The organism is Brachybacterium phenoliresistens (genome assembly GCF_000576425.1).
In the GTDB taxonomy this organism is placed as follows: domain Bacteria; phylum Actinomycetota; class Actinomycetes; order Actinomycetales; family Dermabacteraceae; genus Brachybacterium; species Brachybacterium phenoliresistens.
Window position 1 is genome coordinate 116,834 of the sequence record NZ_KK069998.1, and the last position, 22,646, is coordinate 139,479.

At 72.7% G+C, this 22,646-nt stretch carries 21 protein-coding genes; 6 read left to right on the forward strand and 15 right to left on the reverse strand.

Translation table 11 applies throughout. From position 1 onward, the window contains the following. Positions 1–38: 38 nt before the first annotated feature. The 8 genes from BF93_RS13265 to BF93_RS13300 form a co-directional block, all read right to left on the reverse strand. The gene (locus BF93_RS13265) at positions 39–542 is read right to left on the reverse strand and encodes a DUF3180 domain-containing protein (protein WP_038373251.1); all 504 of its coding nucleotides are present in this window, start codon (positions 540–542) and stop codon (positions 39–41) included. Next, positions 539–1,438, reverse strand: a complete 900-nt coding sequence (gene folK, locus BF93_RS13270) for a 2-amino-4-hydroxy-6-hydroxymethyldihydropteridine diphosphokinase (protein ID WP_051486946.1) — start codon at positions 1,436–1,438, stop codon at positions 539–541. The genes BF93_RS13265 and folK overlap by 4 nt, the downstream gene beginning before the upstream one ends. Further along, the gene (gene folP / locus BF93_RS13275; protein ID WP_038373252.1) at positions 1,435–2,280 is read right to left on the reverse strand and encodes a dihydropteroate synthase; all 846 of its coding nucleotides are present in this window, start codon (positions 2,278–2,280) and stop codon (positions 1,435–1,437) included. Before folP ends, folK begins: the two co-directional genes overlap by 4 nt. Before the next feature lie 5 nt (positions 2,281–2,285). After that, on the reverse strand, positions 2,286–2,849 hold the full coding sequence (folE, locus tag BF93_RS13280; RefSeq protein ID WP_038373253.1) for a GTP cyclohydrolase I FolE: 564 nt from the start codon (positions 2,847–2,849) through the stop codon (positions 2,286–2,288). 13 nt (positions 2,850–2,862) lie between these two features. Continuing rightward, positions 2,863–4,923 carry an ATP-dependent zinc metalloprotease FtsH gene (gene ftsH, locus BF93_RS13285; protein WP_051486947.1) on the reverse strand — a complete coding sequence of 687 codons (2,061 nt, stop codon included), beginning with the start codon at positions 4,921–4,923 and terminating at the stop codon, positions 2,863–2,865. A 1-nt stretch (position 4,924) separates the two neighbouring features. Further along, positions 4,925–5,464, reverse strand: a complete 540-nt coding sequence (hpt, locus tag BF93_RS13290) for a hypoxanthine phosphoribosyltransferase (RefSeq protein WP_038373333.1) — start codon at positions 5,462–5,464, stop codon at positions 4,925–4,927. A gap of 99 nt (positions 5,465–5,563) precedes the next feature. After that, the gene (gene tilS / locus BF93_RS13295) at positions 5,564–6,649 is read right to left on the reverse strand and encodes a tRNA lysidine(34) synthetase TilS (RefSeq protein ID WP_038373255.1); all 1,086 of its coding nucleotides are present in this window, start codon (positions 6,647–6,649) and stop codon (positions 5,564–5,566) included. After that, on the reverse strand, positions 6,649–8,049 hold the full coding sequence (locus BF93_RS13300) for a D-alanyl-D-alanine carboxypeptidase/D-alanyl-D-alanine-endopeptidase (protein WP_038373257.1): 1,401 nt from the start codon (positions 8,047–8,049) through the stop codon (positions 6,649–6,651). Before BF93_RS13300 ends, tilS begins: the two co-directional genes overlap by 1 nt. A gap of 68 nt (positions 8,050–8,117) precedes the next feature. Between BF93_RS13300 and BF93_RS13305 the strand changes: the two genes are divergently transcribed. Then, positions 8,118–8,630, forward strand: coding sequence for an inorganic diphosphatase (locus BF93_RS13305; RefSeq protein WP_038373258.1), 513 nt, complete (start codon positions 8,118–8,120; stop codon positions 8,628–8,630). Between the two features lie 152 nt (positions 8,631–8,782). Here BF93_RS13305 and BF93_RS13310 read toward each other — a convergent pair whose 3' ends face one another. Together BF93_RS13310 and BF93_RS13315 are read right to left on the reverse strand one after the other, a co-directional pair. Continuing rightward, a complete protein-coding gene (locus BF93_RS13310) occupies positions 8,783–9,535 on the reverse strand; it encodes a hypothetical protein (RefSeq protein WP_051486948.1) in 753 nt (250 codons plus the stop codon). Positions 9,536–9,626: 91 nt separating this feature from the next. Next, positions 9,627–10,331 (reverse strand): peptide deformylase, encoded by a 705-nt coding sequence (locus BF93_RS13315; protein WP_038373259.1) that lies wholly within the window; start codon positions 10,329–10,331, stop codon positions 9,627–9,629. 169 nt (positions 10,332–10,500) lie between these two features. On the opposite strand from BF93_RS13315, the gene BF93_RS13320 reads away from it, so the two are divergent. Together BF93_RS13320 and BF93_RS13325 are read left to right on the forward strand one after the other, a co-directional pair. Next, positions 10,501–11,586, forward strand: coding sequence for an ABC transporter ATP-binding protein (locus BF93_RS13320; protein ID WP_038373260.1), 1,086 nt, complete (start codon positions 10,501–10,503; stop codon positions 11,584–11,586). Positions 11,587–11,690: 104 nt separating this feature from the next. Then, complete coding sequence (locus BF93_RS13325) at positions 11,691–12,932, forward strand: DUF4032 domain-containing protein (RefSeq protein WP_038373261.1); 1,242 nt, start codon at positions 11,691–11,693, stop codon at positions 12,930–12,932. 231 nt (positions 12,933–13,163) lie between these two features. On the opposite strand, the gene rlmB is transcribed toward BF93_RS13325, so the two are convergent. The 4 genes from rlmB to BF93_RS13345 all read right to left on the reverse strand — a co-directional run bounded on the left by rlmB (position 13,164) and on the right by BF93_RS13345 (position 17,312). Next, positions 13,164–14,108 (reverse strand): 23S rRNA (guanosine(2251)-2'-O)-methyltransferase RlmB, encoded by a 945-nt coding sequence (rlmB, locus tag BF93_RS13330; protein ID WP_038373263.1) that lies wholly within the window; start codon positions 14,106–14,108, stop codon positions 13,164–13,166. Beyond that, a complete protein-coding gene (gene cysS, locus BF93_RS13335; protein ID WP_038373264.1) occupies positions 14,108–15,553 on the reverse strand; it encodes a cysteine--tRNA ligase in 1,446 nt (481 codons plus the stop codon). Before cysS ends, rlmB begins: the two co-directional genes overlap by 1 nt. A 70-nt stretch (positions 15,554–15,623) precedes the next feature. Beyond that, positions 15,624–16,109: a phage holin family protein gene (locus BF93_RS13340; RefSeq protein ID WP_038373265.1), complete on the reverse strand. Its 486-nt coding sequence runs from the start codon at positions 16,107–16,109 to the stop codon at positions 15,624–15,626. Between the two features lie 57 nt (positions 16,110–16,166). Then, complete coding sequence (locus BF93_RS13345; RefSeq protein ID WP_084148544.1) at positions 16,167–17,312, reverse strand: LacI family DNA-binding transcriptional regulator; 1,146 nt, start codon at positions 17,310–17,312, stop codon at positions 16,167–16,169. Between the two features lie 138 nt (positions 17,313–17,450). Between BF93_RS13345 and BF93_RS13350 the strand changes: the two genes are divergently transcribed. Genes BF93_RS13350 through BF93_RS13360 form a run of 3 tightly spaced genes read left to right on the forward strand, consistent with a single transcriptional unit; the run spans position 17,451 to position 20,424 of the window. After that, on the forward strand, positions 17,451–18,962 hold the full coding sequence (locus BF93_RS13350; RefSeq protein ID WP_051486949.1) for a sensor histidine kinase: 1,512 nt from the start codon (positions 17,451–17,453) through the stop codon (positions 18,960–18,962). Further along, a complete protein-coding gene (locus BF93_RS13355; RefSeq protein WP_038373267.1) occupies positions 18,959–19,612 on the forward strand; it encodes a response regulator transcription factor in 654 nt (217 codons plus the stop codon). The genes BF93_RS13350 and BF93_RS13355 overlap by 4 nt, the downstream gene beginning before the upstream one ends. Then, positions 19,609–20,424, forward strand: a complete 816-nt coding sequence (locus tag BF93_RS13360) for a DUF4097 family beta strand repeat-containing protein (protein ID WP_038373269.1) — start codon at positions 19,609–19,611, stop codon at positions 20,422–20,424. Before BF93_RS13355 ends, BF93_RS13360 begins: the two co-directional genes overlap by 4 nt. Positions 20,425–20,638: 214 nt before the next feature. Here the strand turns inward: BF93_RS13360 and acs are convergent, their stop codons facing one another. Further along, entirely contained in the window at positions 20,639–22,618 is a 1,980-nt protein-coding gene (gene acs / locus BF93_RS13365; RefSeq protein WP_038373270.1) for an acetate--CoA ligase, read from the reverse strand. Positions 22,619–22,646: the final 28 nt, after the last annotated feature.

A 22,646-nucleotide genomic window follows, 5' to 3' on the forward strand; every position in this document is an offset into this window, starting at 1 on the left:
GCCGGGAGGGGCTCCTCCGACTTTGGTCGTCGGTCGCCTCAGGCGGGGCTGGACTCGCCGGAGGGCTCGCCGTCCTCGGGCGGCAGCTGGCCCCAGTGCTCGACGATCACGCCCAGCACCGCCAGGGCGAGCCCGGCGACGGCGGCGAACAGGGTGGGCAGGACGGCCCCGGCGAGGGTGCCGGTGCCGGACATCCCCAGCTGCACGGCGATGCCCAGGTGGATGCCGCCGACCACCGAGCCGGTGTAGGCGCAGGCGCGGGCGAAGGTCACCGTGCGGAAGGCGGTGATCATGTCCAGCTGATGCCGGCGCGGTGCGAAGGTCCCGCTCTCGGCGCGCTCGGCGGTCTCCTTCATGTAGCGCCGCAGCGGCAGCCCCATCACCAGCAGCACGCCGCCGAGGACCAGCTCGAGGACCCCGGTGAACCATCCGGTGATCGGGATGGTCCCGCCGCGGGCGGCGACCAGCTCGGCCAGCGTCAGCCCGAACCCGGCGGCGGCCGCGAGGACCACCACCAGCACCGGGATCGACAGCGGCTTCATGAGGGCTCGGCCCCGTCCGCCGGGATCGGCGCGGCGTAGCCGGGGACCGCCGGACCCGGCCGGATGCCCGGTCGGTCGGGCGCGCGCTCGGCGAGCGGGCCGATGGGGCCGTGGCCGGGCAGGACGTCCTCGGGGCGGGCGCTCGCCCACGGCACCAGCACGAAGGCGCGCTCGGCCGCCCGCGGATGCGGCAGGATCAGCTCCTCGTCGTCCTGCACCAGGTCCCCGTAGGTGATCACGTCGACGTCCAGGGTGCGCGGGCCCCAGCGGACCGTCCGCTCGCGCTGCGCGTCCGCCTCGAGCTCCTGCGCGAGCTCGAGAAGCTGCCAGGGGGTGCATCGCGTCCGCACGCCGACGGCGGAGTTGAGGAACGGATCCTGATCGACGCCGCCCACGGGATCGGTCTCGATGACCGGGCCGGTCCAGAGGATCTCGACGTCCTCGGCCTGCTCGAGCAGATCCAGGGCGCGGCGCAGCCGGGCGGCCCGGTCCCCGAGGTTGGTGCCCACGGCGAGGACGGCGTCCACCGGGGCGGCGTCGCGGACGATGTGCAGGCGGACGTCGGCGAAAGGATGCGGGATCGGGGCGGAGGGCTTGTGCAGCGTCAGCTCGATCCGGCGCACCAGCACCTGCTCGGCGAGGATCCGTGCGGCGAGGGTCTCGGCGACGGTCTCGAGGAGATCCACCGGGGCGGACTCGATCTGCGCGACGATGCTCGCGGCGACCTCCGCATAGTTGACCGTCCGGCCCAGCGCGTCGGCCCGCGCCGCGGCGCGGGTGTCCACGTGCAGGCGGGCGTCGACGAGGAACTCCTGGCCGGTCCGCTTCTCGTGCTCGAGCACGCCGTGGTGGCCCCAGGCGCGCACGCCGACCAGCTCGATGACGTCCCGGCTCATCGGGCGGCCCTCCGCAGCCGATCGCCCACGGCGACGGCGGCCACCGAGGTGGGGACCTCGTGCACGCGCACGGCCCAGGCGCCCTCGCGGGCGCTCACCGCGCTCACCGCGGCGGTCGCCGCGTCGCGGTCCACGCCGAGGGCCGCGATGAAGCGCTTGCGGGAGGCTCCGATGAGGATCGGCAGCCCGGCGGCGCGCAGGCTCGTCCAGTCCGCGAGGACCTCCCAGTTCTGGTCCCCGGTCTTGGAGAACCCCAGGCCCGGGTCGGCCACGAGGTAGTCGTCGTCGACGCCGGAGGCGCGCAGGGCCTCCAGGCGGGTCGCGAGCTCGGCGGCGCTGTCCCGGGCGACGTCCGCGTAGTCGGTGAGGCGGTTCATGACGTCGCTGTGCCCGCGCCAGTGCATGGCGATGAACACGGGCGGGGTGCCGCGACGGGTGCGCAGGCGCGCCGCGCCCGTGCCCATGTCCACATCGGCCAGGCCCGCGGACACGTCGTTGATGATCAGCGCACCGGACTCGACGGCGGCCGCCGCGACGGAGGCGCGCATCGTGTCGACGCTGATCACGTGGCCCTCCGCGGCGAGGGCTCGGATCACGGGGATCACCCGCCGCATCTCCTCGTCCTCGTCCACGCGGGGCGCGCCCGGACGGGTCGACTCGCCGCCGATGTCGATGATGGCCGCGCCCTGGCGCGCCAGGAGGCGCCCGTGCGCGATCGCATCGGCCGTCGCGAAGTGCTCGCCGCCGTCGGAGAAGGAGTCCGGGGTGACGTTCAGGACGCCCATCACGAGGGTCGCGTCGACATCGAGCGCCCCGGGCAGCCCGGCCGGTCGCCGCCGCATCGCCCTCAGCCCCTCACGATGAGCGACATGGCCTCGGCGCGGGTGGCGCTCTCGCGCAGCATGCCGCGCACCGCGGAGGTCACCGTCCGGGCGCCCTGCGCGCGCACCCCGCGCATCGACATGCACATGTGCTCGGCGTCGACGACCACGATCGCCCCGGCGGCGTCGAGCTCGCCCATCAGGGCGTCGGCGATCTGGCTCGTGATGCGCTCCTGGACCTGCGGCCGGCGGGCGTACACATGCACCAGCCGGGCCAGCTTCGACAGCCCCGTCACTCCCCCGGCGCCGGGGATGTAGCCGACGTGGACCACGCCCATGAACGGCAGCAGATGGTGCTCGCACATCGAGTGGAAGGAGATGTCCCGCACCAGCACCAGCTCCTGGTGCTCGATGTCGAAGGTCGTCGAGAGCGGCTGGGACGGGTCCTGGTCCAGGCCGGCGAAGACCTCCTCGTACATCCGCGCCACCCGCGCGGGCGTCTCCTTCAGCCCGTCGCGGTCGGGGTCCTCGCCGACGGCCGCGAGGATCTCGCGCACCGCGGCCCGGATCCGCTCATGGTCCACGCTCATCGCTGCCGCCCCCTCAGCCCTGCTCGCCGGGACCGGGCTCGCGCGGGGCGCCCGGGATGGAGGGGCCCTCGCCGCCGGGGTGCGGCAGCTCGGGCGGGCCGGGCTGGACGTACTCGCCGGCGTCCGAGGACTCCGATCCCGTCGCCGCCGGGTCCCCGCCCACCAGGGGGTCGTGGAAGACGGGGCGGCCCTGGCTGGACTGCCAGACCTCGCGCAGCGGGCGCTTGCGCACGTCCCGGAAGATCTCCGCGAGCTCGTGCTCGTTGAGGGTCTCCTTCTCCAGCAGCTCGAGGACCAGGCGGTCCAGCACCTCGCGGTTCTCGCTGATGACGCTCCACGCCTCGTCCAGGGCGCGGCTGATGAGGCGGCGGACCTCCTCGTCGATCAGCTGAGCGGTCTCGTCGGAGAACTGCGGGCCCTGGCCGGACTGCATGCCGACGAAGACCTCGTCCTGGCCCTCGCCGTAGGAGACCTGGCCCAGACGCTCGCTCATGCCCAGCTGCATCACCATCGTGCGGGCGATCTTGGTGGCGTTCTGCAGGTCGGAGCCGGGGCCGGTGGTGACGTCGTGGAAGATGCCCTCCTCCACGGCGTAGCCGCCCATGGCGTACGCCAGGCGGTCCAGCAGCTCGTTGCGGGACTGGTAGTTGCGATCCTGGGTCGGCACCACCATCGTGTAGCCGCCCGCGCGGCCGCGCGGCAGGATCGTCACCTTGGTGACCGGGGCGGAGTTGTTCAGGGCCGCGGCCACCAGGGCGTGGCCGCCCTCGTGGTACGCGGTCATCTGCCGTTCGCGGTCGCTCATCACCTTGGAGTAGCGCTGCGGCCCCATGGACACGCGGTCGATCGCCTCGTCCAGCGCCCGGTTGTCGATGATCTGGTTCCCGGAGCGCGCCGTCAGCAGCGCCGCCTCGTTGAGCACGTTGGCCAGGTCCGCGCCGGACATGCCGATGGTGCGGCGGGCGACGACCTCGAGGTCGACGTCCGGGGCCAGGGGCTTGCCCTGCGAGTGGACGGTGAGGATGTGCAGGCGGCCCTTGAGGTCCGGGGCCTCCACCGCGATCTGGCGGTCGAAGCGGCCCGGGCGCAGCAGCGCCGGGTCCAGGATGTCCACACGGTTCGTCGCGGCGATGAGGATGACGTTCTGGTTCTCGTCGAACCCGTCCATCTCCACCAGCATCTGGTTCAGGGTCTGCTCGCGCTCGTCGTGGCCGCCGCCCATGCCGGCGCCGCGGTGCCGGCCCACGGCGTCGATCTCGTCGATGAAGATGATCGCCGGGGAGTTCTCCTTGGCGGTGTTGAACAGGTCGCGCACGCGGCTGGCGCCGACGCCCACGAACATCTCCACGAAGTCGGAGCCGGAGATCGAGTAGAACGGCACGTTCGCCTCGCCGGCCACGGCGCGGGCCAGCAGGGTCTTGCCGGTTCCCGGGGGGCCGTACAGGAGCACGCCCTTGGGGATCTTGGCGCCCACCGCGTGGTACTTCTGCGGGTCCACGAGGAACTGCTTGATCTCGTCGAGCTCCTCGACGGCCTCCTCCGCGCCGGCGACGTCGGCGAAGGTGACCTTGGGGGACTCCTTGTTGAACAGCTTCGCCTTGGACTTGCCGAACTGCATGGCCCGCCCGCCGCCCTGGGCGTTCATGATGAGGAACCAGAACAGGCCGAAGAAGAGCAGCAGCGGCAGGAAGGAGACCAGCAGGGTCGTCCACCAGGAGCTGGTCGCGATCTCGTCGGTGTACCCCTTGGCGGGGTCGGCCTCCTCGACGGCCTGCACGACGGCCTCGCCGCGCGCGGTGACGTAGGAGAAGCGGACCTGCTTCCCCTTGTCGGTGTCGCCGTCGACGAAGGGCTCGGTGAGCACCAGGTCGACGCGCTGCTGGTTGCCGTCGATGATCTTGGCCTGCTCGACCTTGCCCTCGGACAGCAGGGTCAGCCCCTGCTCCGTGTCGATCTGCTGGTAGCCGTCGCGGCCCAGCAGGGAGAACAGGACCATGCCCAGCACCAGGGCCAGGATGATCCACAGCGCGATCCCGGGCAGGGTGCGCTTCTTCTTGGGAGTGCTCGATGCCATGTCAGTCCTCGTAGACGGAGCGCTTGAGGACTCCGACGTAGGGCAGGTTCCGGTAGGTCTCTGCGTAGTCGAGCCCGTATCCGATGACGAACTCGTTGGGGATGTCGAATCCGACGTAGCGCACGTCGATCTCCACGCGCGCCGCATCGGGCTTGCGCAGCATGGTGCACACCTCGACGCTGCGCGGGCCGCGCGAGCGGAGGTTGGACAGCAGCCACTTCAGGGTCAGGCCCGAGTCGATGATGTCCTCGACGATCAGCACGTGGCGATCGGTGATGTCGGTGCCGAGGTCCTTGAGGATCCGCACCACGCCGGAGGACCTGGTGCCCGATCCGTAGGAGGACACCGCCATCCAGTCCATCTCGACGGGCAGGTCGATCGCGCGGGCGAGGTCCGACATGACCATCACCGCCCCCTTGAGCACGCCCACCAGGATCGGCGGCTCCTGCGCGTAGTCCTCGGTGATCTGCCGCCCGATCTGTGCGAGCCGGTCCCGGATCGCCGTCTCGTCCAGCAGCACGCGTTCGACGTCCTCGTGCATGCGCGCACGCCCGTCGCTCTCGTGCAGTTGCGTCTTCGACACGCAGTGCTCCTTGGTGGGGGGTGTTCGGACTCGTCGCGCGGCGAGGGTCGGCGCGGCTCAGGGGTCGAGGCGGCGCCAGACGAGCAGCCCGTCGCGGCGAGCGACCTCGATCCTACCCGGAAGGGGTACGCCTGCCTGACCGTGCCATGAGACGACGAGCGCCTCCGCCGCCAGCACGTGGCGGCGCAGCAGGGACTTGTCCGAGGGCGTGCCGGCCTCCTGCTCCGCGCGGCGCGATGCGTCGCGCAGGATCCGGGTGCGCAGCGCGGCGGGCACGGAGGCCAGCGCGTAGGCGTCCAGCAGCAGCAGGTCCCCGTCCTCGCGCAGCTCGCCGCCGTCGCGGCGCAGCTCCTCCAGCCGCGCCGCCGCCTCGGCGTCGAGGTGCTCGACGTCGGGGCCGATGAGCGCCGCCGCCCGGGCGAGGTTCTCGTCGATCTGCTCGCCCAGCACCTCGCGCAGCAGCGGCAGCACGCGATGGCGGACGGCCGAGCGCAGCAGGGCCGGGTCCTCGTTCATCGGATCCTCCCACCACTCGACGTCGTGGACCCGGCAGATCTCCTCCGTGTCCGCCCGGCGCAGGGCGGTGGACTCGTCCCGCTCGGCGCCCAGGAAGGGGCGCAGGATCGCTCCGCGCACGGGCGGGATGCCGGCCATGGCGCGGGGTCCCCCGCCGCGGGCCAGCCCCATCAGCACCTGCTCGGCCTGGTCGTCGAGGGTGTGCCCGAGCAGCAGGGCGAGGGCGCCGGTCTCGTCCAGCCGCTGCGTGAAGGCGGCGTGCCGCGCGCGCCGGGCCGCGTTCTCCACTCCGCCGGCGCCCGCCGTCCCCACCTCCACCCGGCGGATGGTGGTGTGCGCGGCGCCGAGACGGCGGGACGCCTCCGCGGCGCGCTCGGCGACGCCCTCGGAATCCGCCTGCAGGCCGTGGTCGATGATCAGCGCCTCGGTCTCCAGTCCCATCCGCGCGGCGACCCAGGCGGTGGTGGCCAGCAGCGCGAGGGAGTCCGCGCCGCCGCTCACGCCGACCAGCACGCGGGGGCTGAGGTGCCCGGCGCCGGTGTCGTCGGCGAGCTGCTCGAGGCGGGCGGTGAGGTGGGCGCGCACGGCGGTGCGGGCGCGGGCGACGACGCGGGGCGGACCGGCCATCAACGGCTCGTGACGATCTCGGCGGCGACGGTGTCCACGGCCTCGCGGGCCTCGATCGCGTCGGCACGGTCGAAGCCGTGCACGACGATCATGTAGCTCACGGTGCGGCCGTCGGGCCGGGTCGCGACCCCGGCGAGGGTGGCGGTGCCGCTGAGGTAGCCGGTCTTGCCGCGCACGATCCCGCGGGCGGCGGACGCGTCGTCCTCGCCGAAGCGCTCGGCGAGGGTTCCGGAGAGCCCGCTCACGGGCACGTCGTACAGGAGGGGCTCGAGGGTGGGGGCGCCGCCGGAGGCGACCTCCCCGAGGACCGCCGCGAACAGCCGCGGGGGGACGCGGTTGTCCACGGAGAGCCCGCTGCCGTCGTGGAGGTCCAAAGACTCGAGATCGGAGGCGGGCAGGCCCAGCTCCGCGGCGAGGTCGCGGACCTCCGCCTCGACCGCCCCGGAGGCGCCGGAGGCGGTGGTCTCCTCGCCCCGGGCATCGGCCACCAGGTACGACAGCAGCTCCGCGCCGGTGTTGTCGGAGATGGTCAGCACGTACTGGACGATCTCGCGCAGCGGCGCCGAGCGGATCTCGACCTCCGGCCCGGTCTCCGGCGCGGCGCCCCGGGCGACCTCCCCGGTCACCTCGACGCCGCGATCGCGCAGCAGCTGCGCGAAGCGCGCGGCGGCATCGGCCGCCGGGTCGGTCGACTTCGCGCCGTACTGCTCGCCGTCCAGCTTCCCCTCGTCCAGGGCGAGGGCGGCGACCGGGGCGACCCAGCCGCCCGCAGGGCCGTTCCCGCCCCAGGCGGGATTCATGCCGTCGACGATGAACGAGTCGTCCAGGACGACGCGCACCGGGCCGCCGCCCTCCTGCGCGATCATCGCGGCGGACTCGTCGGCGAGCGCGGCGAGCCGCTCCTCGGTGAGGAACATGTCGCCCTCGCCGATGAGGGTGAGCGTCCCCTCCCCCAGGCGCGCCCGGGTGGCCAGCGTGTCGTCGCCCGAGCGCACCCGCAGCAGCGCCGCGGCGGTGAGCAGCTTCTGGGTGGAGGCGGGGACGCGGGCGGTGTCCGCATCCCGTGCAGCGAGGGTGGTGCCGGTCTCGGCGTCGACCACGGCATAGGCGAGGTTCCCCTGGACCACGGGCAGCTCCGCGTGGGCGTCCATGCGGGCCGCGAGCTCGGGGCCGGCCGCCGCGTCCACCCCGGGGGCCGCCGAGGGCACCATCTGCACGGGGTCCTCGCGGGAGAGGTCCTCGGCCTGCGCGGGCGGCCCCGCCTGGGGGCCCTGCTCCTCCTGTTCCAGCGTGAGGATGCCCGGGAAGGCGTCGGTGACGTCCCCGATCGCGTAGAAGCCGATCGGGACCGCGGCGCACATGATGACGGCCAGCGGTCGCCAGACGTTCAGCTGTCTCATGGTGTTCACGATAGAGTGTGCCGGTCAGCGCTACCGCCCCGCACAGGGCATGAGGCAACGGAGCAGCAGTGGAATTCGACGTCACCATCGAGATCCCCCGGGGTAACCGCAACAAGTATGAGGTGGATCATCACAACGGTCGCATCCGCCTGGACCGGATGCTCTTCACCGCCACCCGATACCCCGACGACTACGGCTTCATCGAGGGGACCCTGGGAGAGGACGGCGACCCGCTCGACGTCCTCGTCCTGCTCGAGGAGCCCACGTTCCCCGGCTGCCTGATCCGCTGCCGGGCGCTGGGCATGTTCCGCATGCGCGACGAGTCGGGCGGCGACGACAAGATCATCGCGGTCCCGGTCGGGGACCAGCGCCAGGTCCGTCGCCAGGAGCTCACCGACGTCTCGGAGTTCCATCGACTGGAGATCCAGCACTTCTTCGAGGTCTACAAGGACCTCGAGCCGGGCAAGAGCGTCGAGGGCGCGCACTGGGAGGGCCGCAGCGACGCGGAGGCGGAGATCCGCCGCTCCTACGAACGCGCTGTGGGCACCGAGCACGCCAACGAGTTCACGCAGGCCGTCTGAGGCCTGCCGCAGGCAGGGGGACGACCAGCCACGACAGGAGCGCCGCGTCCGGGGAGCGATCCCCGGCCGCGGCGCTCTTCGCCGTCGTGGCCCGTGCGGCGACGCGGCCCGTGCGGCGGCGCGGCCCGTGCGGTCCGCGGCCGGCGGCCGCGTCAGCTCTCCCGCGAGCTGGACGACGTCCCGGCGGAGATCTCTCCGGGCCCGGCGGTCTCCCCCGCGATGGTCGGCGCGTCCGCGAAGATCTCCCGCACGGCGTCGGTGACGGAGCGGGCGATCATGCGGTTCCCGACGCCGCCGATGGCCGCCCCGATGCCGAACGGCAGCAGGCGCCCGAACCAGACCCGACCGGCGCGGGCGACGACCTTGCGCTTGACCCAGCGGGAGATCTGCGCGTTGATCATCCGCGGCACGACCCCCGTGCCGCCGCCGGCGAGCACGGTGTTCCACTGCATGCCCTGCTTGCCCAGGGTCTTGGCGATGATGTCGGTGCCCTTGTCCCCGCCGAGGACGCCGAGCATGACCATGCGGCGCGTGTGCTGGTCCTTCATGTCGATGCCGCGGATCTCGGCGACCGAGAGGGTGAGGAAGGCGCAGGCCTCCGCGAAGGACGCGCCCTCGCCGACGGTCAGGCCGATCGCCGCCGCGGTGCCGATCCCCGGCAGGGCCGCGGCGCCGCCGATCCCGGCCCCCGTGGCGGTCATCAGGAAGGTGAACTTCCGGCACACGTCGTCGATCAGCTCGTCGTCGCTCGCCTGGGGCTTCTTGGCCCGCAAGCGGCGCACGTAGGACGCGGCGGCAGGCGTCTGCATCCGCAGCGCGGTGTCGATCATGCCGACCCAGCGCTCGTCGAGCTGGTGCTGGGGGTCCTCGGACCGGGCATCGGACGAGGGGGTCGTGGGATTCACGGGCGCTCCGATCGATCGGGGGTGACCATTCCTGGACGGGTGGTTCGGGGACACCGTACCGGCAGCGACTGCGCGTGCGGTGCAGGTCGCCTCAGCGATCCGCGCGCACCACGACCTCCCCGGGGCCGAGGCGGGCCACATCCCCGGACAGCCCGAGGCGGCGCACCGCATCGGGCATGTCGGCGTAGCGCTCGACATAGCGCGATTGCACGAAGGACCGCGGCACCGCGAGGTCGTGGCACAGCGTGCCGGCCAGGTGGTCGGTCTCGTGCTGGAGGATCCGGGCGGGCCACCCGCGATGGACCTCGCGGACCTCGGCGATGTCCCCGCGCCCGTCCACCTCGAGGCCGCGGAAGACGATGCTGCGCGGGCGCGGCACGATCGAGCGCCAGTCGTCCACCGAGAGGCACCCCTCCCAGGCGAACACCGTCTCGGTCCCCTCGTCCTCGAGCACCTCGTAGGAGGGGTCGAGGAAGGCCCGCAGCGGCACCCCGGTCCGCTCGAGCACGTCGTCCTGCGCATCGGGCTCCTCGCCGTCCTCGAAGGAGCGGTCCTCGAGGACGAACAGCCGCAGCGGCACTCCGATCTGCGGGGCCGCCAGGCCCACGCCCGGTGCGGCGCGCATCGTCACGGTCATCGCCTCGATGAGCTCGAGCAGCAGGGCCGTGGGCAGCACGCCGTACGCGTCCCGCGCGCGGGCCCGCAGCGCGGGATGGCCGGCCTGGACGATCCGCAGCGGCGTCCCCGTGCGGGAGCGGCGGTCGAGGGTCTTGGTCACGAGCTGGGTCAGGTCCATCCTGTGAGTATCACAGGAACCACCCCCTGTGATGGGCTACACTCGCTCTCGCCGGTGCAATGACGCACAAGACTCCAGCGGACGACGGTGTTCCGCACCGGTGATGACAAGACACTTCACTACGGACCGTCCGGCACGTACCTGCCGGTGAAGGGAATGGGTCACCCCCATGGCAACTGTTACGTACGACAACGCCTCGCGCGTCTACGCCGGCCAGGAGCGCCCGGCCGTCGACAGCCTCAACATCGAGATCGAGGACGGCGAGTTCCTCGTCCTCGTGGGCCCCTCGGGCTCGGGCAAGTCGACCGCGCTGCGCATGCTCGCCGGCCTCGAGGAGATCGACGGCGGCCGCATCCTCATCGGTGACCGCGACGTCACCGATGTCCCGCCGAAGGACCGCGACATCGCGATGGTGTTCCAGAACTACGCGCTGTACCCGCACATGTCGGTGGCCGACAACATGGGCTTCGCCCTGAAGATCGCCGGCACCCCGAAGGCCGAGATCCGCAAGCGCGTCGAGGAGGCCGCCAAGATCCTCGACCTCGAGCAGTACCTCGACCGCAAGCCGAAGGCCCTCTCCGGCGGTCAGCGTCAGCGTGTGGCCATGGGCCGCGCGATCGTGCGTTCGCCCCAGGTCTTCCTCATGGACGAGCCGCTGTCGAACCTCGACGCGAAGCTGCGCGTGTCCACCCGTACGCAGATCGCCTCCCTGCAGCGTCGCCTGGGCGTCACCACGGTGTACGTGACCCACGACCAGACCGAGGCCATGACGATGGGCGACCGCGTGGCCGTCCTCGCCAACGGCGTGCTGCAGCAGATCGACACCCCCCGACGCATGTACGACCACCCCGACAACGTCTTCGTGGCCGGCTTCATCGGCTCGCCCGCGATGAACCTGATCGAGCAGAAGCTCACCGATCAGGGCGTCCAGTTCGGCGGCGCCGTCGTCCCGGTCGACCGTGCGACCCTGCACGAGACCAACCAGGGCTCCGTCACCGTGGGCGTGCGCCCCGAGGACCTGGAGATCGCCCCCGACGGCACCGGCCTCGCGGTCGAGGTCGATGTGGTCGAGGAGCTCGGCGCGGACGCCTACGTCTACGGCCGCCTCGCCGGTCACACCGAGCTCGACAAGCCGGTCATCGCGCGCGTCGACGGCCGCAAGCCCCCGATGAAGGGCGAGACGGTCTACTTCCGTCCCACCGAGGGCCACCTGCACCTGTTCGACGTCACGTCCGGTCAGCGCCTCGGCGACTGACCAGCACGAACCCCTCAGCGGGCGTCCGGCATCACGCCGGGCGCCCGCTGTTGCATGGGTCGGCCTCCGTGCGGGAGGGGGATGGACAGGGCACAATAGAGCCCATGGCACCTCTGGAGATCAAAGCGTCCCGAGCAGACCCGGCACTGCTGGATCTGCCCTGGGACGTCCCCCTCGAGGACTGGCCCGATGAGCTGCTCGCCTCGCTCCCCCGCGGCATCTCCCGGCACGTGGTGCGCTTCGCGCGCGTGTCCGGTCGGGTGCTCGCGCTCAAGGAGATCTCCCATCACCTCGCCGAGCGCGAGTACGGCATGCTGCGCGTGCTCGGCAAGCTCGGGATCCCCGCCGTCGAGCCCTTCGGCGTCGTCAGCGGCCGGGAGACCCGGGCCGGCGAGCCCCTGGACGCCGTGCTCATCACGCGGCACCTGCAGTTCTCGCTGCCCTACCGCGCCGTCTTCAGCCAGATCTCCAAGCAGGACACGGCCAAGCGTCTGATCGACGCCCTCGCCGTGCTGCTGGTGCGCCTCCACCTCGAGGGCTTCTACTGGGGCGACGTGTCGCTGTCGAACACCCTGTTCCGCCGCGATGCGGGCGCCTTCGCCGCCTACCTGGTCGATGTCGAGACCGGCACGCTGCACGAGCAGCTGTCCACGGGCCAGCGCGCCTACGACCTGGACCTCGCGCGCACGAACATCATCGGCGAGCTGATGGACCTCCAGGCCGGCGAGCTGCTCGGCGAGGAGTCCGATCCCATCGAGATCGGCGACCAGCTGGTGGGCCGGTACCAGGAGCTGTGGGCCTCGCTCACCGAGCGCGAGAGCTTCGGCGCGGACGAGCGCTGGCGCGTCTCGGCACGCATCGAGCGCCTGAACGAGCTCGGCTTCGACGTGGGCGAGCTCGAGATCACCACCGATCTCGACGGCACCACGGTGACCATCCACCCCAAGGTGGTCGACGCCGGCCACCATGCCCGCCGCCTGATGCGCCTGACGGGCATCGACGCCGGGGAGAACCAGGCGCGCCGCCTGCTCAACGACCTCGACCACTACGTCGCGATGACGGAGCAGCAGGCCGAGGAGGAGGAGTTCGTCGCCCACGAGTGGCTGCAGGTGCAGTACGAGCCGGTGATCCGCTCGATCCCGCGCTCGATGCGGCAGAAGCTCGAGGCCCCGGAGTTCTTCCACGAGGTGCTGGAGCACCGCTGGTACCTCTCGGAGAAGCAGGGACGGGACGTCACCCTCGTGGAGGCCGCGGAGGACTACGTCGCCCACCAGCTGCCGCTGCGGCCGAACGAGAAGTCCCTCGTCACCACGGAGACCTCGGCCCTGCCGATCTTCGAGAACTGACCCTCGCCCGAGGTCATTCTCCGGTGCTTGAACAGCCGTTCAAGCGTCGGAGAATGACCTCTCGCGCGGGGCCGGGCGCGCCGGACGCCTAGCCCAGCGCCGGAAGCCCTGCCGGGCCGGCCGGGGCCTCGCCGGGCGCGCTGAACACCACCCCGGGCGCATCGGGCGCGCCGGACACAGCGCCGCGCGTGCTCCCGCCCCGGGAGGAGGGGAGCACGCGCGGCGGTGCGGTCAGCGGCGGCCTGCGGCGGCGCGGGCGCCGGCGACCTCGTACAGGGCGATCGCGGCGGCCACGGACGCGTTCAGCGACTCGGTGGTCGACGCCGTCGGGATGGAGACGACCTGGTCGCACAGCTCGCGGGCCAGGCGGGAGAGGCCCTTGCCCTCGGCCCCGACCACGAGGACGACCGGCTCGGCGGCCAGCGTCATGTCGCGGGTGGAGACGTCGCCGTCGGCATCGAGGCCCAGGGCGAACAGCCCCTCCTGCTTGAGCTCGGAGATGGCCCGGTTGAGGTTGGTGACCTGGGCGACGCGCACCCGGCCGGCGGCGCCGGCGGCGACCTTCCACACGCTCGCTGTCATCGACACGCTGCGACGCTCGGGCAGGATCACGCCGTGCGCCCCGAAGGCGCCGGCGCTGCGCAGGATCGCCCCGAGGTTGCGCGGATCGGTGATGCCGTCCAGGGCGATCAGCAGCGGCGCGGCGAAGGCGTCGCGGGCGATGCCCAGCAGCTCGTCGAGGTCCGCGTACTCGTAGGGCGGGATGGTCAGCGACACGCCCTGGTGCACGGCATGGTCCGTGATCCGGTCCAGGTCGGTGCGGGTGACCTCCTGCACGGGCAGGTTCCGCGCGGCGGCCAGGCGCAGGATCTCCCGGACGCGGTCGTCCACGTCCAGGCGCACCATCACCGACAGGGACGTCGCGGGGACGTCCTCGCGCAGCGCCTCGAGGACCGAGTTGCGCCCGGCGACCTGGTCGGCGCCCGGGACCTTCGGGCCCTTGGCCTTGCCGCCGGGGCGCTTCGCGCCCGCGTACGACTTGTGCCCGGGCCGGTCCGTCGCCTTCGGGGTCGGGCCCTTGCCCTCGAGCGCGCGGCGGCGCACCCCTCCCGAGCCGGTGGTCGCGCCCTTCTTCGTGCGGCGGATCGCGCCGCGGCGACCTCCGTTTCCTGCCATCATGACCTCCCGGTCGTCGTCGTCTCGAGCGTCCAGCGGACGCCGTCGGGCCCGTCCTCGACGCGGATCCCCGCGCCGGAGAGGGCATCGCGGATCCTGTCGGCCGCCGCCCAGTCCTTCGCGGCGCGCGCCTCGGCGCGGGCTGCCAGCTGCGCCCGCACGAGGGCGTCCAGCGCCTCGTGCTCGGCGGCATCGGCCCCGGAGCCGGCGGTCCACTGCGGATCCAGCGGATCCAGGCCCAGCACGTCCAGCATGCCGCGCAGCGCGGCCAGGCTCTCGCCGATCGCGGAGGCCTCGGCCCCGTCGGCGAGCAGGGTGTTCAGCGCGCTCTGGGCGCCGTGGACGGCGGCGAGCGCCTCCGGCACCGACAGGTCGTCGTCCATCGCCTCGACGAACGCCGCGGGCAGCACGGCCGATGCCGGATCCGCGAGGGGGACGCCGGCGGCCTCCAGCCGCTCCTGGGCACGGCGCACCGTGGAGACGAACCGCTCCCAGACGACGCCTGCCTCGGCGAGCGAGCGGGAGTTGTACTCCACCAGCGCCCGGTAGTGGGCGCCGACCAGCGCCAGGCGCACCACAGGGGCGGGATGGGAGTCCAGCGCCTCCCCCACGGTGATGAAGTTGTCCAGGCTCTTGCCCATCTTCAGCCCGTCCACGGTGAGCACGCCCGAGTGCATCCAGCGCTGGGCGAAGCCGTAGCCGGCGCCGTGGGACTGGGCCTGCTCGTTCTCATGGTGCGGGAAGCGCAGGTCCAGGCCCCCCGCGTGGATGTCGAAGCTCTCGCCGAGGTACTTGTGGGCCATCGCCGAGCACTCGAGGTGCCAGCCCGGCCGGCCGCGGCCGAAGGGGGTGTCCCAGGCGGCGGTCTCCGGCTCGCCGGGCTTGGCGGCCTTCCAGAGGGCGAAGTCGCGCGGATCCCGCTTGCCGGGCTCCATCTCCTCGCCGGCGTCCTGCATGTCCTCGAGGGACTGGCGCGTCAGGGCGCCGTAGTCCGGCAGGGAGCGCACGGAGAAGTACACGGATCCGGCGCCGTCGGCATAGGCGTGGCCGCGCTCGATGAGGCGCTGCATGAAGGCGATCATCTCGGGCACGTGCCCGGTGGCGCGCGGCTCGTAGCTGGGGCGCACGCAGCCGACCTGGTCCAGGCGGTCGTGGAACTCGCGCTCGAAGCGCAGCGACCACGCCCACCAGGGGGTGTCGTGCTCGGCGGACTTCGCGAGGATCTTGTCCTCGATGTCCGTCACGTTGCGCACATAGGTGACGTCGTAGCCGCTGCGGCGCAGCCAGCGCACGAGCACGTCGAAGGCGAGGAAGGTGCGCAGGTGCCCGATGTGCGGGGCCCCCTGCGTGGTGGGACCGCACACGTACAGCGAGACCGCCCCGTCCACCAGGGGGCGGAACGGAGCGGTCGTCCGTGTTGCGGTGTCGTGCAGTCGAAGAGTCACCGCTCCAGGATACGCGGGCCGGTGCGGCCGCTGCGCCACCGCGGCGCGGGCCGGCCCGGCATCGCGGCGATCAGGAGACGCGGGCGTCGACCTTCTTGCCGTACAGCTCCTCGTAGGTGTCGTCGTAGGAGACGGCGTTGCGGTGGCGCACGCCCTTGACCGCGTCGACCGCGCCCTTGGCCGTGCTGATGGTCGTCTCCGGCGCCTTGATCTTCTTGATGTACACGAAGTAGCCGACCACCGAGGCGAGAGCGCCGATGAGCACCAGCGCGCCCATCACGATGAGGAACGCGCCCCAGGCGGGCAGGCCCAGGGCGACCAGGCCCCAGGCGGCGGCGAACAGCAGCATCACCCAGGCGCTGAGGAGGAAGAAGGCGGTGACGAGGAAGAGGGCGGCGCCGACGGCCGCCTTCACCGCGATCGCCGTGAGCTCCTTCTTGGCGATGTCGATCTCGTGATGGACGACGCCCAGGAGCTCGTCCTTGATGGACGCGACGAGTTCGCCGATGGACCGCTGGGTGGGCGGTGTGCTCGGGTCGTTCGTGGAGTTGATCATGTTCGGAGCCTATCTCAGCGGGATGCTGGGTCGTGCGGGGAAGGGCGCGCGGGCGGGTCAGTCCACCGAGATGCGCTTGCGCTTGGTCGAGGCGGGCCGGGGCCCGGCCGCGGTGGAGCGGCGCGCCACGAGGGACGGGGCCACGGCCACGTCGCGGGTCTCGGGCTCGTGCCCGGAGACCCGCTCGACGAGGAACTGGGCCGCCAGGGCGCCCAGCCGGTCCGAGTTGGGGTCGACGCTGGTCAGGCCGGCGATCCCGGAGGCCGCCAGCGAGGTGTTCCCGTAACCGGCCACGGAGAGCTGGCTGGGGACGTCGTAGCCGGCCTCGCGGGCTGCGGCGAGGACGCCCACGGCGGTGACGTCGTTCGCGCAGGTGACGGCGGTCGGCACCTGGCTGCCGCGCAGCAGCATCGACCCGGCGGTCTGGCCGACCTGCTCGGTGAAGTCGCCGGGCTCGACGCGGGCGTGCTCGCCCAGGCCGTGGCGCTCCATCGCGGAGCGGAAGGCGTCCGCACGCTCACGGGCCACGGTCGCCCCGACCCCGCCGACGTGGGCGATGTCCTGGTGGCCGAGGGAGACGAGATGATCCACGAGCAGGCCCTGGCCCACCACGTCGTCGATGCGGACGGTGTCGAAGCGGCCCACGAAGTCCTGGGAGCAGCCGATCCCCACGAAGGGGCGGTCGCCGGTGGCCTCGAGCACGGAGTCCATGTCGTTGAGGTCGGAGACCATGAGGAAGCCGTCCACGCCGAGCTGGACGAGGGACTGCACGGCCTCGGTGTCCGCGGCGACGGGGTACTCGGGGATGCGTCGGCGGGTCGGCACCACGATGGCGGAGCGTCCGGTCGCGGCCAGCTCGATGCGGATGGCCCGCACGAGGTCCGAGATCCAGGTGTTGCGCATGGTGTTCACGAGCACGGCGACCACACCGCGGTGGTCGTCGGCGGCGGAGAGCTCCTCCAGCGGGAAGCCCAGGCGCTCCGCCTCGTCGTGCACCCGCGCCCGCAGCTGCGGGCGGATGTCGTCCATGCCGCGCAGGGCCCGCAGGGCCACGGCGCTGGAGATGCCGAGGGAGTCGGCGACGTCCCGCAGGGTCCCGCGCCCGGCGGAGGGCGCCGCGGGGGCGCCGGTGCCGCTGTCGTCCTGGGCGGAGGGGGGAACGTCGGTGTCCTCGGGATGCGTGCTCGGCGCGTTCTCGCTCATGCCCCCATTGAACCGCACCGACCGACCCCCGCGCTCCCGGTCGCCCGGCACCGGACGCCGCCGGGCGGGGGTTAACCCCCGCCGGCCGCGGCGGCGGGCCGTCTGCCCGCGGCGCCCGGGGCCGCATAGCGTTGCGGCATGACCTCGTACGAGACCTCCCTCGCCGCGGGCGAGCCGATGCCGCCGCCCGATCCCTCGCCCCCGCGCCGGCCCCATCCGGTGGCGGCCGGTGCGTCCGTGATCGTCTGGGCCGCTCTGGCCTGGACCTGGGGCATCGCCAGCGTGACGCTGCTGACCACCGGCATCGCCTCGGTCCCGGCCCTGGGGGTGGGGATGCTGGTGCTGATCCCCTGGCTGCTGCTGATGCGGCTGGCCGCGGCCGTGGAGCGCCGCCGCGCGGACGCCGTGCACGGGCTGCGCGTCACCGTGCCGCCGCGGCGCCGCTCCGAGCGCACCGGGCTGCTGGGCGCCCTGCACGGCCTGTGGCTGGACGTCTCCTCGCTGCCGTACTGGGCCGCGACGCTGCATCATCACATCGCCATGCTGTGCGCCATGATGTTCGGGACGCTGTCCCTGGCCGCGCTGTGGGCGAGCTGGACCGCCGCGGACATCCTGGTGCGCGCCGGGGACGCGACGCTGGGCCGGCTGCACCTCACGCCGAGCCTGCTGGGCATCCTGTGCGGCGCCGGCCTGCTGGTGGCCTTCGGCGCGATCGCCCTGGGCACGGTGCTGGACCGCATGCTCGCGCGGGCCTTCCTCTCCCATAGCGAGCAGGAGCTCAAGGAGCAGGTCACGGAGCTGACGCAGCGGCGCCAGGGCGCGGTGGACGCGGCGGAGCAGGAGCGTCTGCGCATCGAGCGCGACCTGCATGACGGCGTCCAGCCGCGCCTGGTGGCGCTGGCCATGACCCTCGGCATCGCGAAGTCGAAGATCGCCTCGGACCCGGAGACGGCGACCGCGCTCGTGGACGAGGCGCACCGCGAGGCGAAGGGCGTCATCACCGACCTGCGCCAGCTGGCCCGGGGCATCCATCCCGCCGTCCTCACCGACCGCGGGCTCGACGCGGCGCTCTCCGCGCTGGCGGCCCGCTCCCCGATCCCGGTGGACCTGCACACGGATCTGCCGATGCGCCTGGGCCGGGAGACCGAGGGCGTGGCGTACTTCGTGGTCTCCGAGGCGCTGACCAACATCGCCAAGCACTCGGGCGCCTCGCGGGCCACCGTGCGGGTGCGCCAGCAGGGGTCGTCCCTGGATGTGACGATCAGCGACGACGGGCGCGGCGGCGCCGGAGTGCACCGCGGGGGCCTGGCGTCGGGGCAGCGCACCGGCCTCGCCGGCCTGACCGACCGGGTCCGTGCCGCCGGGGGCACCCTGGAGCTGCACAGCCCGCCCGGCGGCGGGACCCGTCTGCAGGCGCTGCTGCCGGTGTCCGCGCAGATCGCCGCCGCCCCTGGGGCCGCTGCGCCCGATGCCTCCGCCGCCGGCGCCCCCGCCCCCGAGGCATCCGGGGCCGGGGCGCCCGCCCCCGGCGCGCCCGCTCCCGGTGCGCCTGCCCCGGGAGCACCTGCTCCCTCCGCGCCGTCACCCGCAGCGTCCGATCGCTCCCCCGCGACGACCGCTCCCGCCGATTCGATGGAGGATGCCCGATGAGGATCGTGATCGCCGAGGACGCGGTGCTGCTGCGCGCCGGCCTGGAGCGGCTGCTCACCGATGCCGGACACGAGGTCGTGGCGGCCGTCGACGACGCCACGGGGCTGCTGTCGGCGGTGACCGAGCACACCCCGGATCTCGCTGTCATCGACGTGCGCATGCCCCCGACCTTCACCGACGAGGGCGTGCGCGCCGCCGTGCTGATCCGCGAGCAGGACCCGCAGGTGGCCCTGCTCGTGCTCTCGCAGTACGTCGAGGAGCGCTACGCCTCCGAGCTCATCGCCGGCAGCCCGCGCGGGCTGGGATACGTGCTCAAGGATCGTGTGGCCGATGTCGACGAGTTCCTGCGCGTGGTCGACACCGTGGGCGGCGGCGGCACCTGGCTGGACCCCGAGGTCATCCAGCAGATCCTGGTGCGCACCCGCCGCCGCGCCGTGATCGACGCGCTGACCCCGCGCGAACGGGAGGTCCTGGAGGCGATGGCCCAGGGACGCTCCAACGCGGCGATCGCCGCCGAGCTGTTCCTCTCCGCCGGCAGCGTCGAGAAGCACATCTCCTCGCTGTTCCTCAAGCTGGGCCTCAGTCCCGTCGACGGCGAGAACCGTCGCGTCATGGCCGTGCTGCGCTACCTCGAATCGGAGGACCGATGACCACCACGATCCCGCCCCACGTCCTGACCCCCACCCGCCGCTCCGCGCGGGCCTGGCGCGCGACGATGATCGTGCTGGCGACCCTGGTGGTGCTGGTGCTGACCGGGCTGATGGCCGCCCAGACCACCTGGTCCTGGTGGGTCATGCGCGGGTATTCGCAGACCTCCGCCCAGGTCGCCCTGCCGGGCGCCTCCGCGGTGAGCATCCGCAGCGGCGTCGGGGACATCGAGGTGATCGTCGGGGACGTGACCGAGCCGACCCTGGCGCTCGTGGACGAGGGCTCACTGCTGCTGCCCGGCGACGGGGCGACCGCCCTGGCCCGGATCACCGTCGAGGGCCCGGCCTCCTCCCCTGCCGTCACCGTCGAGCAGCCCGCCACCAGCGGACCGGTCCCGTGGGAGGACGAGCACAAGAAGATCCTGCTGGTCGTCCCGCGCAGCGGGCTGTCCACGACCGAGCTCTCCACCGACGTCGGGAGCGTGTCGGTCACCGGGCCGGTCGGCGTGGTCGAGGCGAGCACCGGCACCGGGGACGTGCAGGTGCTCGGGGTCCCGGCCGATGCCCGCGTGACCGCCTCGACCGGGGTGGGCGACATCGACGTCCAGGTCGATGCCGCCGGCCCCTCCTCGGACCTGGATCTCAGCACCGAGGTCGGGGACATCTCGGTGCTCGTCCCGCCCGACGGCGGCTGGGTCGTCGACGCCGACTCCGACACCGGGGACATCTATCTGGAGCCCGGGCTGGAGACCGGCGGTCTCGGCGCCGGGATCCGCGCCCGCACCAGCGTCGGGGACATCTCGCTCACGTCCTAACCCGGAGCGCCGGGAACCGGGCCGGGTAGCAGGAACCGGGCCGGGCGGCAGGATCCGGGCCACCGCATCCGAGCGGCAGGAACCGGTCCGCAGCATCCGAGCGGCAGGAACCGGTCCGGGCAGCGGGAACCACTCCTCGGCGCGCCGAGACCCGCCCCGGTCGATCCGGAGGGATCGACCGGGGCGGGTCTCTGCTGGGGGCCGTGCCCGGGGCTCAGCGCTTGCCGGTCAGGCCCTGCTGGATCAGGTCCATCACCGAGGAATCGGCGAGGGTCTGCGTGTCGCCGATCGTCCGGTTCTCGGCGACGTCGCGCAGCAGGCGCCGCATGATCTTGCCCGAGCGCGTCTTGGGCAGCTCCGTGACCAGGAGGACCTTCTTGGGCTTCGCGATCGGCCCGATCTCCTTGCCCACGTGCTGTCGCAGCGCCTCGGAGGCGGCGTCCTCGCCGCCGCCGGCGGCGACCTCCGCCTCGGTCCCGCCGCGCAGGATCACGAAGGCGACGGGCGCCTGGCCCGTGGTCTCGTCGTTCGCGCCGACGACCGCGGCCTCGGCCACCCACGGGTGGGAGACCAGCGCGGACTCGATCTCCGTGGTCGACAGGCGGTGACCGGAGACGTTCATGACGTCGTCCACGCGGCCCAGCAGCCAGATGTCGCCGTCCTCGTCCTTGCGGGCGCCGTCGCCGGCGAAGTACTTCCCGGGGAAGCGCGACCAGTAGGTCTCCTGGAACCGCTCGGGATCGCCCCAGATCCCGCGCAGCATCGAGGGCCACGGCTCCGAGAGCACCAGGTAGCCGCCCTGGCCATCGCCCACGGGCTCCCCCGCGTCGTTGACGACGTCGGCGACCACGCCGGGCAGGGGGACCTGCGCGGAACCGGGCTTGGCGTTGGTGACGCCGGGCAGCGGGGAGACCATGATGGCGCCGGTCTCCGTCTGCCACCAGGTGTCCACGATCGGGCAGCGGTCCCCGCCGATCACGCGGCGGTACCACATCCACGCCTCGGGGTTGATGGACTCGCCGACGCTGCCCAGCAGACGCAGCGAGGACAGGTCGAACTTCCCGGGGATCTCCTCGCCCCACTTCATGGCGGTGCGGATCGCGGTGGGCGAGGAGTAGAACAGGGACACGCCGTACTTCTGGACGATCTCCCACCATCGGCCCTGGTGAGGGGTATCCGGGGTGCCCTCGTAGATGACCTGGGTGGTGCGGTTGGCCATCGGCCCGTAGACCACGTAGGAGTGGCCGGTCACCCAGCCGACATCGGCCGTGCACCAGTACACGTCGGTGCTGGGCTTGAGGTCGAAGACGACCCGGTGGGTGTAGGAGGCCTGGGTGAGATAGCCGCCGGTGGAATGCACGATCCCCTTGGGCTTCCCGGTGGTGCCGGAGGTGTAGAGGATGAACAGCGGGTGCTCCGCGTCGACCCAGACCGGCTCGTGCTCGGTCGAGGCGCCCTCGCGCAGCTCGTGCCACCACTGGTCGCGGCCCTCGGTCCAGGCGACCTCGCCTCCCGTGCGGCGGACCACGAGGACCCCGGTCACCGAGGGCGCGCCGCCGGCGAGGGCCTCGTCCACGGCGGGCTTGAGCGGCATGGCCTTGCCGCGACGGAACTGGCCGTCAGCCGTGATCACGACCTTGGCCTCGGCATCCTCGATGCGCGAGCGCAGGGCGTCGGCGCTGAATCCGCCGAAGACGACCGAGTGCGGCGCGCCGATGCGGGCGCAGGCGAGCATCGCGAAGACGGCCTCGGGGATCATCGGCAGATAGATGGCGACGCGGTCCCCGGTGGTGACACCCATGTCCGTGAGGACGTTCGCCATCCGGCTGATCTCGTCCTTCACCTCGGCGAAGGTGAAACGGGCGTCGGTGCCGTCCTCGTACTCGGCGAGCAGGGCGACCTGCGCTCCGTGGCCGGCGTCCACGTGGCGGTCCACGCAGTTGTGGGCGGCGTTCAGGGTGCCGTCGGCGAACCACTTCGCGAACGGGGGGTTGGACCAGTCCAGCACCTCGGTGAACTGCTTCTTCCAGCTCAGCAGCTGCGCGCGGGCGCGCCAGAACTCCAGACGGTCCCGCTCGGCCTCGAGGTAGAGGGACGGTCGCGCCACGGCGTCCTTCACGAACTCGGAGCTCGGGGGGAAGCTGCGGGACTCGTGGGAGAGGCTGTCGATTCCGACGGGGGCGTCTTCGGGCATCATCGCTCCTGGGGTGCTGGGCTCCCGG

Coding starts and splice junctions, on each gene's coding strand:
- BF93_RS13265 (WP_038373251.1), bottom strand. CDS start 542: ATGAAGCCGCTGTCGATCCCGGTGCTGGTGGTGGTCCTCGCGGCCGCC.
- folK (WP_051486946.1), bottom strand. CDS start 1,438: ATGAGCCGGGACGTCATCGAGCTGGTCGGCGTGCGCGCCTGGGGCCAC.
- folP (WP_038373252.1), bottom strand. CDS start 2,280: ATGCGGCGGCGACCGGCCGGGCTGCCCGGGGCGCTCGATGTCGACGCG.
- folE (WP_038373253.1), bottom strand. CDS start 2,849: ATGAGCGTGGACCATGAGCGGATCCGGGCCGCGGTGCGCGAGATCCTC.
- ftsH (WP_051486947.1), bottom strand. CDS start 4,923: ATGGCATCGAGCACTCCCAAGAAGAAGCGCACCCTGCCCGGGATCGCG.
- hpt (WP_038373333.1), bottom strand. CDS start 5,464: ATGCACGAGGACGTCGAACGCGTGCTGCTGGACGAGACGGCGATCCGG.
- tilS (WP_038373255.1), bottom strand. CDS start 6,649: ATGGCCGGTCCGCCCCGCGTCGTCGCCCGCGCCCGCACCGCCGTGCGC.
- BF93_RS13300 (WP_038373257.1), bottom strand. CDS start 8,049: ATGAGACAGCTGAACGTCTGGCGACCGCTGGCCGTCATCATGTGCGCC.
- BF93_RS13315 (WP_038373259.1), bottom strand. CDS start 10,331: ATGGACCTGACCCAGCTCGTGACCAAGACCCTCGACCGCCGCTCCCGC.
- BF93_RS13320 (WP_038373260.1), top strand. CDS start 10,501: ATGGCAACTGTTACGTACGACAACGCCTCGCGCGTCTACGCCGGCCAG.
- BF93_RS13325 (WP_038373261.1), top strand. CDS start 11,691: ATGGCACCTCTGGAGATCAAAGCGTCCCGAGCAGACCCGGCACTGCTG.
- rlmB (WP_038373263.1), bottom strand. CDS start 14,108: ATGGCAGGAAACGGAGGTCGCCGCGGCGCGATCCGCCGCACGAAGAAG.
- BF93_RS13340 (WP_038373265.1), bottom strand. CDS start 16,109: ATGATCAACTCCACGAACGACCCGAGCACACCGCCCACCCAGCGGTCC.
- BF93_RS13345 (WP_084148544.1), bottom strand. CDS start 17,312: ATGAGCGAGAACGCGCCGAGCACGCATCCCGAGGACACCGACGTTCCC.
- BF93_RS13350 (WP_051486949.1), top strand. CDS start 17,451: ATGACCTCGTACGAGACCTCCCTCGCCGCGGGCGAGCCGATGCCGCCG.
- BF93_RS13355 (WP_038373267.1), top strand. CDS start 18,959: ATGAGGATCGTGATCGCCGAGGACGCGGTGCTGCTGCGCGCCGGCCTG.
- BF93_RS13360 (WP_038373269.1), top strand. CDS start 19,609: ATGACCACCACGATCCCGCCCCACGTCCTGACCCCCACCCGCCGCTCC.
- acs (WP_038373270.1), bottom strand. CDS start 22,618: ATGCCCGAAGACGCCCCCGTCGGAATCGACAGCCTCTCCCACGAGTCC.